The following is a 15806-nucleotide window of genomic DNA, read 5'->3' on the forward strand; positions in this document are numbered from 1 at the left end:
TGGTTAACCGTTCTTATCGGGCGAGGAGGGAATGAAGACAGCGACAAAGAATTCAATCATACCGGGTTTGATTGGCTTCTAAGTGAAGTAATATTTTAATTGCGGGGCGCGTGCTGACGCAACGCTGGCCTGGAAACACTGCAACAATTTTTTATTCTGGCTGACGTAAAAATAGTTCTTAAATTACATCCGGCTTGAGATCCGAAATGTCCGGTGAACAATGGAACAGTATTAAGTGGAGCTTAAAATTTCATTGCATACTCTTAATTAAGACTCAATTCGAAAATCAGTCGCAGTGTCGAGGCCAGTGAGCCCTTTTCTTTTTAAAGCATTGTTGATGGTGTCTCGGATCCTCTCGTGCATCATAACGATATCTCTGGAGTTAACCGCTGCGGTCTGGAGCTGAATATCATCAAAATCGATGAGATTAATTCTGTTGCTCTTAAAGTCATAAATGATATTGCCGGGATTGAAATCAAAATAAACGATTCGATTCGCAACAAGTTTATCTACAACATCATCAATCAACTTACCCTGTGAATCATTAATCGCTTTACGCATTTTTAAGAGCGCGTTCATATCGTTTTTCAGACACATATTTTTCAATGTCGACCCTTTAATCCTGTTCATTTCGACAACTGCTTTGCTCCTTCGTTGTATGGTTTCCAAGCGCACAACTGCCGTGTTTTCTCCATAAAACAGATTCATACCACGCGCATTGTTCCTTGCCTTAAAAGCGCAATCAGTGTCAGGCTTTCCAACTGGATGCTCAAGTGAATCACTTCGGAAGTTCTCATGATAGATTTTCTTCACCCTGTTTTTGCTGACATTAACAACATCACCACTGTTCCCCTGCCCGATGATATTTTTATAGGGTGAAATTTTTCTCCTCTGATTATGACTGGACCACGCCTGCCCCCCGCCCAACCCCGGCACTTCGGCGTGTATGCGCCATGTGTAATTGTTCGTTATTCTGACTGGAGGTTCGTAACCTCTGGAGGGCGGTATTAATCTCCATGTGTGAGCGTAATCATCCCATCTTATCCTGAACCACTGTTCATCCTGAATAAAATAAAAACCCTTATTATAGTGTTTAAATAATTTCACCCCTTGCTCTTTCACATACTGGAAGTCCCGCACATAAACGTCGGGATCGGCGTATCTCATTGGAATCAAACTTTTTGTTTTTTTAGGCAACGACACCCGCGGTACTGGCGACATAACATCAAACGCAACCGCAGGAAGATGAGTAATCATCTTATTTGCCAGGAACCTTATGGATGAAAAGAAAACATTCCTCGCAGAGGACTGATACAACTTCGTTAACACGCGGCGTGTAATTGCACCACTTTTAATGGCGTGCCCAAACCCGGGTAAGAGCGAAGCTAAATCCACTGCCACACTTTCAAAATCAATCACATAGTCTCTGTTGTTCCATTTCATCGTAATGGTTTCATAAAAAGGAATGAATCTGTCACCCAAAGATTCCCAGTCTGAACGCGTGGCCAGATTTGCTCTCAGAAATTTGCAGTTAATTTTCAGGACGGCTTCACGGGCTATTCTGAGCGTTTCCAGCACATTTTTACCCGATACATAGGGTAACTCTGACTTTACCGTGGGCTTCTGAAGCAGTAAAAAAGGTGTCGCAACCGGCGATGAACGCTCCCGCACATCCCTGAAAATTTGCTCGAATGTCTTATCCGTGACAATTTTTATTGCGTCTTCCTGAATGATTTGATCATAGGTTAAATGCCACCGACTTTTATCGTGGTAGGAAACGGCCTGTGCACTTTCCAGGACTTTGAGTACGGTATTCGTTTCGTCGGGCTTAAGTCTTTTTACAATATCATCGCCAAGAACATCCGATATGAGAATGCCACTTCCATTATCTAACTGCATAAGTATGACACGCCCATAGGCCGTCAGTTTATGGGCACCATACGGCGCTGTATATCCAAAGGCCATTATATCAGTGCGCCGGGGAGAGGACTTTAGTTCACTTATTGTCATGTTCAGTGATATCGCTGCCATGCCTACATCCAGTGCACTTTCTTTACCGACATGTCCCTCATCAAGATAACGATCAAATTGAGCGTGGTATTCGCGATCGTTGTAACTGAGACTGCTTCGTGATTTTACTGAGCGAATGGAGAAGATATCCTGAACGTCGTCTGCCCGAAAACCATAAATCTTCGCCGCGTCATCGATCTCCTGTTCATAAAATTTGGCAATATCCTCTGCAGGAAAACCGGGCAATTTGTGAAGGGTTTGTGCGTGGGTGGTGGACGTGGTGTTCACCCGAGCCGCTATTTTGCACAGAAGCGCCTCAACCAGCACGAGTCCGAGGCTGTACTCTTCACAATTACGAAGTTCAGCATAGCGGTCAAGCCAGTCATAATCGCTGATGTTTTGTCCTGAACGGGGGGCCACTATTTTAGCGGCAAGGATGCGCCTTGTGTGAAGTGATTCAAATCCTGAATGGGGGGATTTTTTGATAAGAGACGCCGCTGCGGGATAAGCCTTTACCCGGTCATTGGCCAGCGTGATTTCGTTGTCCAGTTGCTGCAAGGCAGTATTAATGAAGGAGGCATAATGCACCTCGCTTCCTTCCTTTTGGATCTGTTCAGCAAGGGCATTCAGGTTCAGAATCTTATTTAATGACGTTTGGGTGAGTTCGTTAAGCGCCACTCTGGCGGCGTCTTCCTGAAACAAGGCGATGATGTCAGGAGCCCAGAGCCGGGAGGACTGCCCTCCATCAGCGTTTAACTCCCTGACCTGCAGCCAGTACAGATATGCCTCATTCAGTTCAACCTCACTCTTCAGGTCATTTTCGGCCATAAGGCTTTCGTAGTAGATACGTATATCTGTTATCTCTGAATTTTCCGGCATTCCATACTGCTGAGCGATAGCAAATTGCCTGACCATAAAAGAAGGATATTTCTGGCTGAGCGCGTTCCATCGCATTGTCCCGGGTTTAAGCACATCCTCTCGCTGAAAATAGCGCTCAGTTTTACTCAGTGCACGGCCCAGCACGTTAAGTTTGTCAAAGAACGCCACGTCGCTCATATGCCGGCTTTGCGGCAGAGGAACGGAACTCACTACACGCAGGATACGATGGTCACGGCCCCCCGTTTCTGATACGAGTCGCAGCCAGTCATCCCTCGTAAGCGATCCGGCAAATGAAAAATAGTCAGCCTGCTTTTGCTCCTCGCCCTGCGCCATGTCTCTGGCTAACCTGATTAGCCTTGAACAATCCAGGCCATCATCGGATTTTTTCGGGGAGTCTTTGTGGATGCGGTGCTTCAGATGAGGTTTAGCGATTTCTCCACTTCTGAGGTATTCATGCACAGAAGCGTCATCTTTTATCGTTAACAGCTGGCGATGGTATTCACGCCAGTCCGGGTAACGCACGCCTTCATCCCTTTTTGCCAGTGTCAGCAGCAAAAAGTCGATTAACTGAATATTGGCGACATGAGTATTGAACTTAACCGATAAGAATTCTTCAATCTGATGATACAGATTCTCCGCTGCAGATTTTAGCGATTCTGACCTTAACGTCTCGTTTAGCGTGTCATAAAAGGCCTCTTTCTGTGTATCATCACCCTCTCCGGTTACCTCATTTACCTTCATGGCAAGTTTATAGTCAGCTTTAATACCCACTTTACTTTGCTGCTGAGCACTTTCAGCGGCGGCTGATACCTGTCTGTGGCAAGGCTCGCCCGTTGTTTGCTGAGCAGGATAGGTGCCATTTCCCTCCGGGAATGCAAGGACCAGCGGGTAATACGCTTGCGGCATATTCATTGCGCTTGATCCCCGGTCAATCAGTGTCCCGACACCCGTGCCTTCAGATAAAGTATTTTGAACGGCATTGAGGGCCTTCATTTTGAAGGAGGAACGCGTCAGGGCTTCAGCAGAAGAAAAGGCACTGAGGACAACCGCAATTGTGGTTAAACTTTCACTCACATTTCTTACACGTAAAATATTTACAGAGCTGCCGAACTGCTTCGATATGCTATTGAGCGTATTCTGCACGGGCTGTGCATGGGTGAGTGAATTTCTTTTTGCATATTCATTTCCGATAGAAAGTCTGTAGCAGTCAATTGGTGAATGTTTTATTTTTCCCATTCCCTGAGCCTTATTATCTCAAAACCCGTTCTTAATTTCTGCACTGCACCTGACACTTACATGAATATCCCAGGCTGGCCGTAACGTCTGCGACTGATGCTTTCGTCAAGCTGCGTGTATCCTGCGCCGGATTAACGTTATCCAGGCTTTACAATAATAAGCACCCTCACGACAGCCAGCATTGACCTCAGCACGGGTTAAGACCATCTTTTGGATGATGTGGGCATCACTAATAAACGGATATTTTGTGTCGAACGCACAAAAGATCGTAAACCGTGCCTGGAGGCGCAAATCACACCTGAAGGTGTTCGGGAGGGTGTGGCTTTACAGTGTATGGGGCCGGTGAACTGACGTCGTTCGCAACGTAAATTCACCACACGCTTCGTTAATGATAGCCGGCAAATAGGTTATACAAAACACGTATGAGCGGTGTCAGGCTTTCTGAAGGCGAGTGAAAACAGAGAAGTGATTATGATTGACGAAAATCAAAAACGACAGCATGAACTGTGTATTTTAAAAAACAGGTTACGGTAACACTTGAAGCGGTCAATGAGTGAATCGCGTCTGTAGCAGCTTCGTAAGGGACGTAAGCCTTCGTTATCCAGTACGGCATTTAATACATTAACCGTTGTATTTTTCCGGTATTTACAAGGAAGGCTACTCATCCCCATGAGTTATTCTCACCATCCTGTGTCTGAACAAAAGTCTGAACTTTAAAGAAACGATTACGTTCTTGGGTTTCCAGCATCACGCCATACCGGTAAGGCATTAGCGCAAACTGCAGTAACGGCCCTGTGATGAGGGGCGTCATCATAGTCTCAGTAAACAGCTCCGGGCCTGCTGAAGTTTTTGCCAGCCGGATGAAATAATCCTGTTTTGCAGATTTAGAGGCTTTTACAACGTCGTCCATGGGGGGGACCGGTGATGCTGCCCAGTACTTGCTTGCCAGAGCCAGAACGTTTTCAGGGAAAGGATCCTTCTCGTGTACCCCGAGAGCATCATTACAAACGAACGTCGAATCGCCAAAATTCAGGGTTTTAGAAAGGCGCCCCACCAGAGGTGCATCAGGAGCCGTAGAGAGATTCTCAGGCGTGAAAGCACCAACTATCCTGCTGTCAAGGTCAAGGTACATCCCACCGCCATGCCAGCCGGTATCGTGAGTCGCAAGTATTCCAAGCATCAATACGTCTTTTTGAAAAGCCGGCCCGAATTCGCCCAGGTCGGCCAGCCGCTCATGTTCGCGGGCGAGTTGCGCGTACTCTCCCCCTTTCCATTGCTGAAAAGATTTCATAAACGGAGAGGTTTCAAGCTCAACGATCTCGGCACCCGGTGCTGCACGCTTCAGTTCCATTCTGTTGTATTTAAACGCCTCTGCGTTCCGGGAAGAGAGATAAATGATATGTTTTAATGCTGATGGCGCACGCGCCATTTTCTTATGGTTCGCAGAGACAATCCGCAGCACTTTTTCCGGGATTTTTTTCACACCAATCCAGAGCTGATTGACGACAGGCGGTAATGGTTTTCGTTCAGGAGTATCCTGTGTGTCAAATAAAGCATGGTGAGGCCCCGGAACGCCAACCGATGTCAGCAGATTTGCTTTTTCTTCAGCGCTCAGTGCGGGCGTATCGAGCAAATCCACTCGCACAAGTGTATCGGTACTACCCTGCCTGAGAGCGTAAGGCCCCTCACCCATAACGTCAGCGCTCAGTGCACGGTAAAAATAACCATCTCTCAGGCTCAGGTAAAAAGGAGAGTATTTTGCTATACCAGAGTCTCCCGTATCGTTAGCGATCCGGAGTTCAAAGACTTTCACGATTTCTAAACCGCCCCGGCTGGTAGGCTCGGATAACGCAGCGGATTTTGTGGGTGCCCGCCTCAAGGCATCAATGTACTCATCGGTTCCAGGCTTAAATGAAGGCATCACCGTCAGGCTGGCCTGAGAATTCATTTCCACCTGAACATGCTCATTCCGCAATGGAGCCCCGGCGGTGTCCACCTTAGCAGGTATCAATGAAACAGGATGTTTCACGCGATAACCACTTCCTGCCGGCTCGCTTCGCATAACAGCCCCGGCGTGGATTAATGCTGAAACATACTGTTTTGACGAGGTACTCTGATATGCATCGAATGGATCTGACGGGCAACCGACAGTGCGCGCTGGTGATATATCCGGACCTCCTGCCTGTGTATTCATAACCAGCGCAAGCGTCTGAATAGCGGCATACCAAAACTGTTGTTTATGCGGGTTCCCGCTATTGAGACCAGGCTTTCGTGATAAGGCGTTCAGGTGCTCGCTCTGCTGCTGCTGAGTGAGCGTCCCAATTTTATCGCCTTGCCGGGTCTTTTGACCGGACGTGAAGATTTCAGTCAGGAAAAAAGAATTTGTTTTACCTGAGTGGGCAGCGTCGATGGGCATCAAAACCTCTTGTTCGTTTACTAGGGCAGCTACGCCAGGGCGCACACCAGTCAGAGTTAACCCAGAGACCCTTCCGCAGGATGTACACTGAGCGATTTAATAAACGTGTATAACTACAGGAAGTCCGGCATAAGGACCGCGCTGGCACGTTACCTTTTCATATGGGCATAAAGTGAGGCCGGCATCCTGATGAAATGCTCGATATCACTGTTTGCTCCCTGGCCAGTATGAAAAAAGTGAACAGTACTGGTTACATCGCATCCCCTACTGACACTGCCGGTGGGAAAGATATAAGCCTTTTAGGGGGATTATTGCAGGTCTTAGCCAGCAGGAATTATGTTTACTGAAGCGAAAGCCATTAAGGTAATTAACTTCAGCCCGGCGTAGACCACTCATAATTTAAAACCTCGAAATGCTGAATTGCCGGCAGGAAGCCTTCTGAAAGCCATATCAATACCCGGAGAAGTGGTTCTCTCCGGGGTAGCTGATTAACGATATCGTTCAGGCCAGATATCTGCAGGATGCTTATTCAGAAAATCCGCAATGATCCGCTCTGCTCTGGGCCAGGGACGATAAAACACATTTGATAAACTCGAAGAGGATAAGCCGGCCTCCCGGACAGCGCTGAAAGACTGCTGCCGGCTTTCCGGATGGCACAGAGAATATCGGCCCTGTGCCAGTTACTGTACGGTCCGGGGACATGGTAAACGGGTGTTCAGGGACATGGTGAACACTTTTTAACATTCTTACCCATGGTGATCGACTTATTCTTCAGGTCGATCACCCCCACCTTTGTGCTGTACCACCACACTTCGTAGTAACCGTCTTCACGCGTCTCCTTCAACCCAACCCGCTCTCCCCTGAACGCCTTGCCTGTCTTCAGGCTGACGCCTTTTACGCTCAGCTTCCCGCTGATAACCACCTTCCTGACCATCACGCCCTCGTCGTATTCCGGTGACGATACGCGGGCGTTGTACTGCCGCGATGATGGCTGATAGCGCGACGCCGGCACCGCCATATCCAGCGCCTCATGCGGGCGTTCGAGGTTGTAGACTGCCGCCAGTGGTCGAAGGCGCGCTGCAGCTCTCCGCTATCCGCGAACCACTTTCCCTGCAACACTTCCGCCTTCAGACTGCGGTGAAAGCGCTCCAGCTTGCCCTGCGTCTGCGGATGGTAAGGCCGGGAGTGGCCCACCCGGATACCCTGCCCCATCAGCCACAGCTCCACTGCCGTTCAGGTCCAGGTCCCGGTCGTGTCGCCCCACGGTGAGCCGTTATCCATCGTCATCCGGTCCGGCAGTCCGTAGCGCTCAAAGACGCTGACCAGCTGCTACTGTACCGTCTCGCGCCGTTCGTCAGCGCAGTGCACAAGGCACAGCGAGAACCGGGAATGGTCGTCCAGCAGGGTCAGCGGATGGCAGCGGCCGCCGTCAAAGGGAAAGTGGCCCTTAAAATCCATCTGCCAGAGCTGGTTGGGGGCCGCGTGTTCAAACCGCCCCGTGGCTGGAATACCCGGAGCCAGTCCCGGCAGCAGGCCGTGGCGGGCCATCAGATTATGGACGGTGCTGAAGGCAGGCATGCGGTGTCCGCGTTATTCGAGCCAGCGCTTAATCTTGCGTGCTCCCCAGCGCTGATGAAGCTCATGCGCCATACGCAGCAGGTCAGTGATGTCGTCGGGCGACCTGCCGGGGGAATGATGGGGCGTGCGTGAGCGGTCCTGAAGACCGGACGGCCCTTCCTCAGCCCAGCGGCGAAGCCACTTATAGGCGGTGGCGGGAGAAATGCCGTAGCGGCGGCACAGCTCGCGGATTTTCGCCCCGTCTTGCGAGGCGGGCAGAACAAACTCAATACGTAATGACATGGTATCTCTCGCATCCCAGGGCATAAGCGACTCCATAAACGGGTTCTTATGCCTTAGTTGTAAGTATCTACCACTTCCCCGAACAAGTGTTCACGATCTCCCCGGACTGAACATTACAAGGGGGAGGTGTCGCCGCTACAGGTACTTGTATGACATTATCGGTACCGGTCACAAACACCTGTTCAGTACGCTGCTCGTCGTGCATGGAATGCTCCTTGGGTGGCGAATCGAACGGGGTTTGCACTACCAGTCAAAGCAACTGGCGAGGCAGAAGCGTCCCCCAGCCGACCCGCCATTGAAAACGGGCGCGGATCGACTAAATATTTTATTATTCAGTCTGCTCTGATACAGGGGTGCAAATCCCTGACATCATGTTTATGGCGCGCGAAATTCATAAGAAAAGCTATAAATTCGCAACGTAACGTTTTATCTTGAGCAGCAAGATTAACTGCATTTCCTCTGGTTTAGAACCCAACTGACCAATTCTTAATCTCAAAACTCCACTGCAGCGATAAAAACCACTTTATTGTTAGTTATTTACCGAGCCTAATCAAAAGCATTTAAGGTAATCTCACATAACCCGAAGGCATTCAAAATAATCATGAAATAAAACGTCAAAATTTGCACATTTTCAATATATACCATTGCTCTGCGGAATAAGATGCAAGTATATTTCAATATAGCAACTCAAAACTAACTTTATGGTTGACTACATAAAGAATTAATAATGGTAGCCTTCTCTAGCCCGCTATAATTCATTGCAAGAGTCCTTACTATATAGTTCAGAAGCAAACAAGCCGCCGTTCAAAAAGGCTACTAGAATGTAACTGGTCCATAAAGAAACTATTTTGCTTAAAATGGCTACTGATTAGTCATTGTTAATACGATCTGGCCATTTATGACACCGCTGTTCACAGTTTCACCACGCTGGACATATGCCAGAGAATAAGGAAGTGGCTGTTGTGTCAGGTTGTTTTCCAACCGGATTCCATTTCTAGCATTGATGCAGTTGTTAGTATCCGTGTTCAGGATACAAACACCCACACCTGTTTCTGAGCCGGTATTAGGAATAAAATATCCCTCATTGTCGATGTTCCCTGATAAACGAATTGAAACATCGGTCGTAGATATGGTGGTGACAGAAAGCCCCAAAGGTTGAGCCTTATCTCTTAGAACAGACCCTTTACCATTAAATTCTTTTGGTGATACCTGCGGCAAGTTGATGCTTGAATTTAGGCTGTCAATGTTTCCCACGATCACTGTGTAATTACCATTAATAATAGGTTCATAGCGGAAGACACCTCCAGGATTATCTGGTGTGCTTTCAAATTCTGCCAACGTATAATTATTTATACCTCCAGTTTGAGGAGCAGTAAATGTGTACTGCCCACCAAGAGATGCTGCAGTTGACCCTACTCCAATAATTGCGTTTGCCTGAACAGACGTCGCTGAAAAACCAATCAACCTTGATAACACAGGACCTCCTTCTCCCACCGTGTAGAAAAGATAAAAAGGGGTTCCTGAAATCAGTCTAGCGGTGAAGTTACATCCTCCATTTCTTGCAATAAAATCCTGACGCGGTGTTGAGGAAAGTGTAGCAGTTATAGTGCCCCCGGGAGGGCCGCTAATAACGCCAAAACTACCTACTGTTACAAGTCCTGAACCCGCAGAAGGTATGCAGTCCGCCAACACCATCGCAGGCCCCCCCCCCGCAAATAATGATAACAACATTAGTGTTTTCTTCACGCGCCCCTCGAAAAAAATCAACATATTGTTTGTCCTCACACTTTAAATTGGGGAATCATTCGTGCTCCGGCAAGAAAAAGTTTTTTTTTGACTTGCCATTAGCTGTATTTAAGGCTGATTATAATTTTTAGGCTCATCGATTCGAAACACCTTCATCCACCTAAACATTATCTAATAAATACCGTTTAAGGTATTGAGCAAGCGCGTGAATATTTATATCGGTACACCATCAATAGGTTATACATTTAAAAGATATTTTAAACACTAATAGCGCAGACTAATCTAGCCGCCCGAAATGGGATCGACGACCTAATTAGCTGCGGTCAAATTCGTAACCTTCACGCCCGCGAATCTACCGGTTTACCGCTATTGATTAACTATGCTTAAGGTGATCTGACCTCGGATATTTCCAGATTTGACCGTCTCATCCCGTTGAACATAGGCCAGTGAATAATTAAGGAGCTCTTGCTTCAGGTTATTAGCTAACCGTATAGGTTCATTCGCATTGATACAGTTATTACTATCGGTGTTCAGAATGCACACACCCACGCCAGTATTTTCGCCTTCATTAGGAATAAATAGTCCGGCGTTATCAATGTTCCCCGTCAGGCGCAGGGAAATATTGGTCGTTGCTACTGTAGTCACAGAAAGTCCCAATGTCTGTGCTTTGTCCCTTATAACGGACCCCTTACCGTTAAACTCTGTAGATGACACCTGTGGCAAGGTGATGGTTTCGTTGAGACTGTCGATATTACCCGCAACAACAGCATAATGCCCGTCTATATAACCATCATATATTAGTGAAACGGGAGATTCTACTTTAGATAGTGTAACCCAAGTAAAACTACCTTGTTCTCCGGCTGCAGGAGAGCGAAAGGTAATAATTCCATTGTCAGTTCTCACGCCAACAATTTCATAAGCTTTGATATCAACTCCAAGGCCATTGCTGGTGAAAAAAGACTTAACGGGACCGTTTGGCTCTGTTGTGTATAAAATGTAATAACTACCAACTGGTCCAGCGCCTATAGTCGTTCTTAACCAACATGTACCCGTATTTGCAACTCTAATCCTTGGTTGAGCAGAATTTACAACAGCCGTCACAACTGTATTTGGAGGGCCAACGATATCGCCATATGAGCCAATTAAAGATTTGGTCATACTAGAGCTGACACAATCTGCCCAACCTTTTTGAGCTCCACTGAGTCCCATAAGCATCAACACCGCAAAAAAATGCGTTTTATTGTGTCTCTTAAAGTAATTCATCATTAGTCCTTCCTCATTTATGATGAAGATAAGTCCATTCGCAGCCATAGCTTATCTTAGCTCCGGTTAAAGACTTATTGACACACCGCGTTCAGGGTGCGTATACGCGCCTGCTCATCCGTTCCGGCAAGTTGCAGCGGAGCCACACACTGTTCATCAGCGCCTTTACCCCAGCTAACTTTCACACGGTCGCCCTGGTCTTTGACGCCACTCAGATAAAGCTGACCGTCTTCAGCCACGATGCCTGAATTTGCTGCGGCCTCATCACCGGATAAGAGACTTGCAGTTGCGCCGAACGGTACCGGCTTACCACGATGCGTCAATGTGGCCAGTACACGCGCCCCGACGTTCGGTTTGAAGTCGGCCAGTACCAGCGCGCCGTATGTCGGGATTACCAACTGCGAGGACAGCGGGACGTCGACATTATCCGGCAGGCTGGTGGTGTTAAGGTCAATGCGGTTACGGTGATAAGCACTCGCATACGGCACAATCGCATAACCACGCCCGTCCGTTTTGACACCGCGCTGGTTCTGAATCTCTACCCCGGCTGCGCCTGGTGCACGAATCAGGGTCGCTGTCTCACCCACAGGCTGAGACAGCGTGACACCATAAGGGTGCGCCGTTACGCTGCCGTTAAGACCAATTGAGGCTGTACGGCCATTGCCGTCATATCCATAACTACCAAGCACATTTGCCACAGGTGTGTACCAGGTCGCACCTGCCGAACCGCTGTTTCCTTCCCCTTTATTCGCCCAGCCTTCCTGCACGTTCCAGTCAAGGGTTCCATTCTTCAGTGCCGTACCGTTAAGACCCACCTGGTTACGCGTACGTCCGTCGTTGTCACTGTAAAGTGAGTAGCTCACACGGGTTTTACTCAGCCAGCGGTCAAGCGGCACCGACACGTTGAAATATGCACTACGGTCAGGTTTAAACTGCGGATAGCGCGAATCGTTCAGCGTCAGGCTGTAGTAAATGTCATTAATACCAACTGAATACCCAAGCGACGTGGTGCGCTCAGTGCCTGACTCACCCCAGTAATCCTGCTTGTAGGCAGAGACATAAAGCGAGCCATAGTCGCCGAGCTGCTGGCTGATCTGAGCCTGCAGACGGTTACGCTTGGTGTGCGTGCGACGCCAGTAGTCATAAGGGTCATTATCATCATAGGCCGCTCCTGCAGGCAGCCTTTGGGCAGCGTCACTGAAGCTGTAGTAACCTTCCGTTGAATAGCGGTAACCTGCCAGCACAAATGACGTACCGCTCTGAAGAAGGTCTTTACTGTATTGCGCGCGGTAAGACTGGCCTGTACGGGATGGCCCGCCATCAAGGTGCGTGCTGGCGTGCGTTACATCAAGCGACACGGAACCAAATTCGCCCAGTCCCTGCCCGAGACCCAGCATGCCAGATTTGTAATCCTCTGCGCCAATAACGCCGCCATAAACCGACGTGCCATCAAACAGGCCATACTGCAGTGTGCCTTGTATAAAAGAAGGTTCACGCGTGGTATCGGAATAAGCGCGATATTTACCTCCCGTCAGAGAAAAGCGCATCTGTCCTTCGCGCTGCATGCCCGGTACCGCTGAAAACGCCTGAGTAAAGCTCGTTACCGTGCCATCCGTTTCCTGAATGCTGACGTCAAGGTTTCCGCTGTTCGCAGTGGGATAAATGTCACGTATTACAAACGGGCCCGGGGCAACATTGGTTTTATAAATTACTGCCCCATTCTGGCGCACGGTAATTAGTGCGTTAGAACGTGCCACCCCTCTCACGACGGGCGCAAAGCCGCGCATACTGTCAGGTAACATACCATCGTCAGATGTCAGGCGCACACCGCGGTAAGTGATACTGTCAAAAAGGTCGCCCGGCGTAGAAGAGTCGCCCAAAGTCAAACGCGCATCCAGCGGCGCAATATCATGATACGCATAGGTATTCAGGCTCTGCCAGCGTGTTTCGGTTTTCTGACGGACAATACGATTGCCATCATTGTCATAGGACGGTTGATCGCCTGTATTGCGCGTAAAAGTCGAATCATTACGCAAGCGCCAGCCCCCCAGATTAATACCGCTACCAAGACGCAGGAACAGGTTGCTGTAATCGCTGTCCGCCTGATCACGCCAGCTGTTATTGTAATTCAGACCATAAGTAACCATCGCAGATGGCAAGCCATCATCACGCATGCTCGGACTGATGTAGTCGCGGGCACGAAAACGTAATGCCGACTGAGGAATACTGATATCCAGACGCATACGGTTGTACGTAAAGGCGGTGGTCAGATCCGGTATAAATTTCGACGGGTCATCAACGATGCTGTCGTCTGGCATCGCTTCAAGAGCTGCAGAGGCTTTCGGGCTGATGCCCAGTTCACGCCAGTAACCCGCAGTAAAAGCCGGCGCCAGCGTTTTGCCCGCTTTGACATACGTCACATCACGAGCACCAATAAACGCGCCGTTGACATAAATTTCCGAATGGTAGACACCCGGTGGCTGCGTACCGTCGTTGAACGCGCTCAGATCGGCCACGGCTTGCTTATCACCACTGCCTCCTGATAAGGCCGCGGGGTTAAACCACAATTCGGTATCTGCCTGCGTAGTTCCTATAAGGGAGAGACCACATAAAATGCAGCTACGAGCAAACTGTCGCGCAACGAATAAAGAGAGCGGCGCAGGGCGCGGTAAATCCTGAGTTTTATTAGGCATTGTCGTTCCTTATTATTTCAGGGCTTAACCTACCGGGATACAGTAGAGGTGATTGCGCCATAATCATCCAGAGCATTCCAGGAAATGGTTCCGGGCGTGGTATTTTTAATGCGCACAGTACCTCCCGGTGCAAGTGTGACGGGATATTCGATTTTTTTACTTCCCACTGTCAGCTTGCTGATGGAGATATAAAAAGCAGTGGGGTTAGCCAGTAATATATCGCGCCCCTCACGCGAAACCTTTACCTGCTGATATGCAGCGGCAGCATCTTTTGCACTAAGGGATGAAGGTCGGTAAATGAGTTTTATACGTGTATTAACGTTTATCTGGAACGTATTCCCATTGTTATTCTTGGGCGTGGCCGGAATAGCCAGCACATTAAGCCAGAAAACACTTTCTCTATCTTTTGGAAGGCTTTGCGTATTTACCGCAGTAATCCGAAGATTATTCGATTCACCTGGTTTAAGCGTAAAAAGAGTAGGCGTTACAATAAATGTTGATTTGTCTTTCACCGGAGAACCTGAAGGGCTACCTGTTTCGTCACCGGCCTGCCAGCGTTCAAGCCATGGCTGGATCAAAAAATTGCCTACGCCATTGCCTTCATCATTTTTATTCGTATTATTAACGGCAACAGCCACCTCTTTATTGCCTTCACTGTAAACCACCCGCGTGCCACTCAGGTTAATTCCTGCCCTGGCGACCTGTATGTTTGCAATCAATGCAATGAGTAAAATAATCATTTTTAAAAGGCGCATTTTTATCTCACCGGTGAAATGCCAATTGATAACTCTCCCGAAAGTAATTCCGGGAGAGTGAAGGTATTAATTATAATTCACAGTTGCAGTTGCCTGCGCATTTGCTTGACCGGAAGTGACAGTAGCTGCCAGAGCCTTATATGCTGCGTTAAAGTTAAGAAGAATACTGTTGTCAGGACTTTTAGAAATTACAGCAGATGCCTGATTAATTGGAATCACGGTAGTTCCATCTTCTTGAGTGATCTCCACGCCAACGGTCGTATTATCTGTAGTGAGGGTGCCATCAGTAGTGGCATCACCTGAGAATGTAACGCTGGCGCCATCAATGTCTGTATTACAATCGGTTAAAGAAATGGAGAACGGTGTCTGACCCACCGTTGTGCCTACACCATCAAAATCACCGGCATCTTGTTTACCTAGATTCACGGTTTGCGTAATATTGGCACTTGTATCCACTGTACAGGTAGCGTCTACAATTGATCCTTCAAAACTGATAGTTCCGCTGGTTGCTGCCTGAACAGCAGTTGTGCCCATGGCTGCGACGATTGCTGCTGATAACATAATTTTTTTAAACATGTTCATATTCCTATTCAAATATAGTGTGACCAGACGATTTTGCTCAAAACGCCCACCTGAAATTAATCAAGCAATAACATTGCAGATAATCACCTGTTAATTAAAGGAGGTTCATGTCAACGCTTTACCTGTCTGAATTAAACGCGCTCTATACCTGTCGCCCTTTACATCTTCTGACGACCGGAATACATCACCAAGTTAAAGTACGGTTTAACGATGCGAATGGTAATGCCTTTAAAGAAAAAAACAACACCAGACAATGTTATTTAAACATCAATTAAACACAGTAAGCTCTCTTTTTATAGCAACTCGTCTCTTATTTTTAAGGCGCTAAGTTTGTCAGAGGGAATATTAACGAATTAACAGGACCGC

Annotated in this window: 7 protein-coding genes and 2 pseudogenes; all 9 read right to left on the reverse strand. The window is 48.0% G+C overall.

Translation table 11 applies throughout. The annotated features are described in order from the left end of the window. Nucleotides 1-267 precede the first annotated feature (267 nt). Nucleotides 268-4125, reverse strand: coding sequence for a hypothetical protein (locus AAF463_RS24240; protein WP_350262767.1), 3858 nt, complete (start codon nt 4123-4125; stop codon nt 268-270). Nucleotides 4126-4786: 661 nt separating this feature from the next. Further along, nucleotides 4787-6541 (reverse strand): hypothetical protein, encoded by a 1755-nt coding sequence (locus tag AAF463_RS24245; RefSeq protein ID WP_350262768.1) that lies wholly within the window; start codon nt 6539-6541, stop codon nt 4787-4789. A gap of 488 nt (nt 6542-7029) precedes the next feature. Next, nucleotides 7030-7205: pseudogene (locus AAF463_RS24250) on the reverse strand (helix-turn-helix domain-containing protein). Between the two features lie 81 nt (nt 7206-7286). Next, a pseudogene (locus tag AAF463_RS24255) lies at nt 7287-8437 on the reverse strand (IS481 family transposase); the annotation flags it as partial. Nucleotides 8438-9262: 825 nt separating this feature from the next. Continuing rightward, entirely contained in the window at nt 9263-10171 is a 909-nt protein-coding gene (locus AAF463_RS24260) for a hypothetical protein (RefSeq protein ID WP_350262769.1), read from the reverse strand. Nucleotides 10172-10513: 342 nt separating this feature from the next. Continuing rightward, nucleotides 10514-11413 carry a hypothetical protein gene (locus AAF463_RS24265; RefSeq protein WP_350262770.1) on the reverse strand — a complete coding sequence of 300 codons (900 nt, stop codon included), beginning with the start codon at nt 11411-11413 and terminating at the stop codon, nt 10514-10516. 71 nt (nt 11414-11484) lie between these two features. Further along, complete coding sequence (locus AAF463_RS24270; RefSeq protein WP_350262771.1) at nt 11485-14103, reverse strand: fimbria/pilus outer membrane usher protein; 2619 nt, start codon at nt 14101-14103, stop codon at nt 11485-11487. Nucleotides 14104-14132: 29 nt separating this feature from the next. Further along, a complete protein-coding gene (locus AAF463_RS24275) occupies nt 14133-14858 on the reverse strand; it encodes a molecular chaperone (RefSeq protein WP_350262772.1) in 726 nt (241 codons plus the stop codon). A 66-nt stretch (nt 14859-14924) separates the two neighbouring features. Continuing rightward, the gene (locus AAF463_RS24280; protein ID WP_350262773.1) at nt 14925-15434 is read right to left on the reverse strand and encodes a fimbrial protein; all 510 of its coding nucleotides are present in this window, start codon (nt 15432-15434) and stop codon (nt 14925-14927) included. Nucleotides 15435-15806: the final 372 nt, after the last annotated feature.

The sequence above is a fragment of the Pantoea sp. BJ2 genome (assembly GCF_040255075.1).
Lineage (GTDB): Bacteria > Pseudomonadota > Gammaproteobacteria > Enterobacterales > Enterobacteriaceae > Pantoea > Pantoea leporis.

Excerpts from the sequence above, each read along its gene's own strand:
- AAF463_RS24240 (WP_350262767.1), bottom strand. The coding sequence starts at position 4,125 with ATGGGAAAAATAAAACATTCACCAATTGACTGCTACAGACTTTCTATC.
- AAF463_RS24280 (WP_350262773.1), bottom strand. The coding sequence starts at position 15,434 with ATGTTTAAAAAAATTATGTTATCAGCAGCAATCGTCGCAGCCATGGGC.
- AAF463_RS24260 (WP_350262769.1), bottom strand. The coding sequence starts at position 10,171 with ATGTTGATTTTTTTCGAGGGGCGCGTGAAGAAAACACTAATGTTGTTA.
- AAF463_RS24245 (WP_350262768.1), bottom strand. The coding sequence starts at position 6,541 with ATGCCCATCGACGCTGCCCACTCAGGTAAAACAAATTCTTTTTTCCTG.
- AAF463_RS24275 (WP_350262772.1), bottom strand. The coding sequence starts at position 14,858 with ATGCGCCTTTTAAAAATGATTATTTTACTCATTGCATTGATTGCAAAC.
- AAF463_RS24270 (WP_350262771.1), bottom strand. The coding sequence starts at position 14,103 with ATGCCTAATAAAACTCAGGATTTACCGCGCCCTGCGCCGCTCTCTTTA.
- AAF463_RS24265 (WP_350262770.1), bottom strand. The coding sequence starts at position 11,413 with ATGATGAATTACTTTAAGAGACACAATAAAACGCATTTTTTTGCGGTG.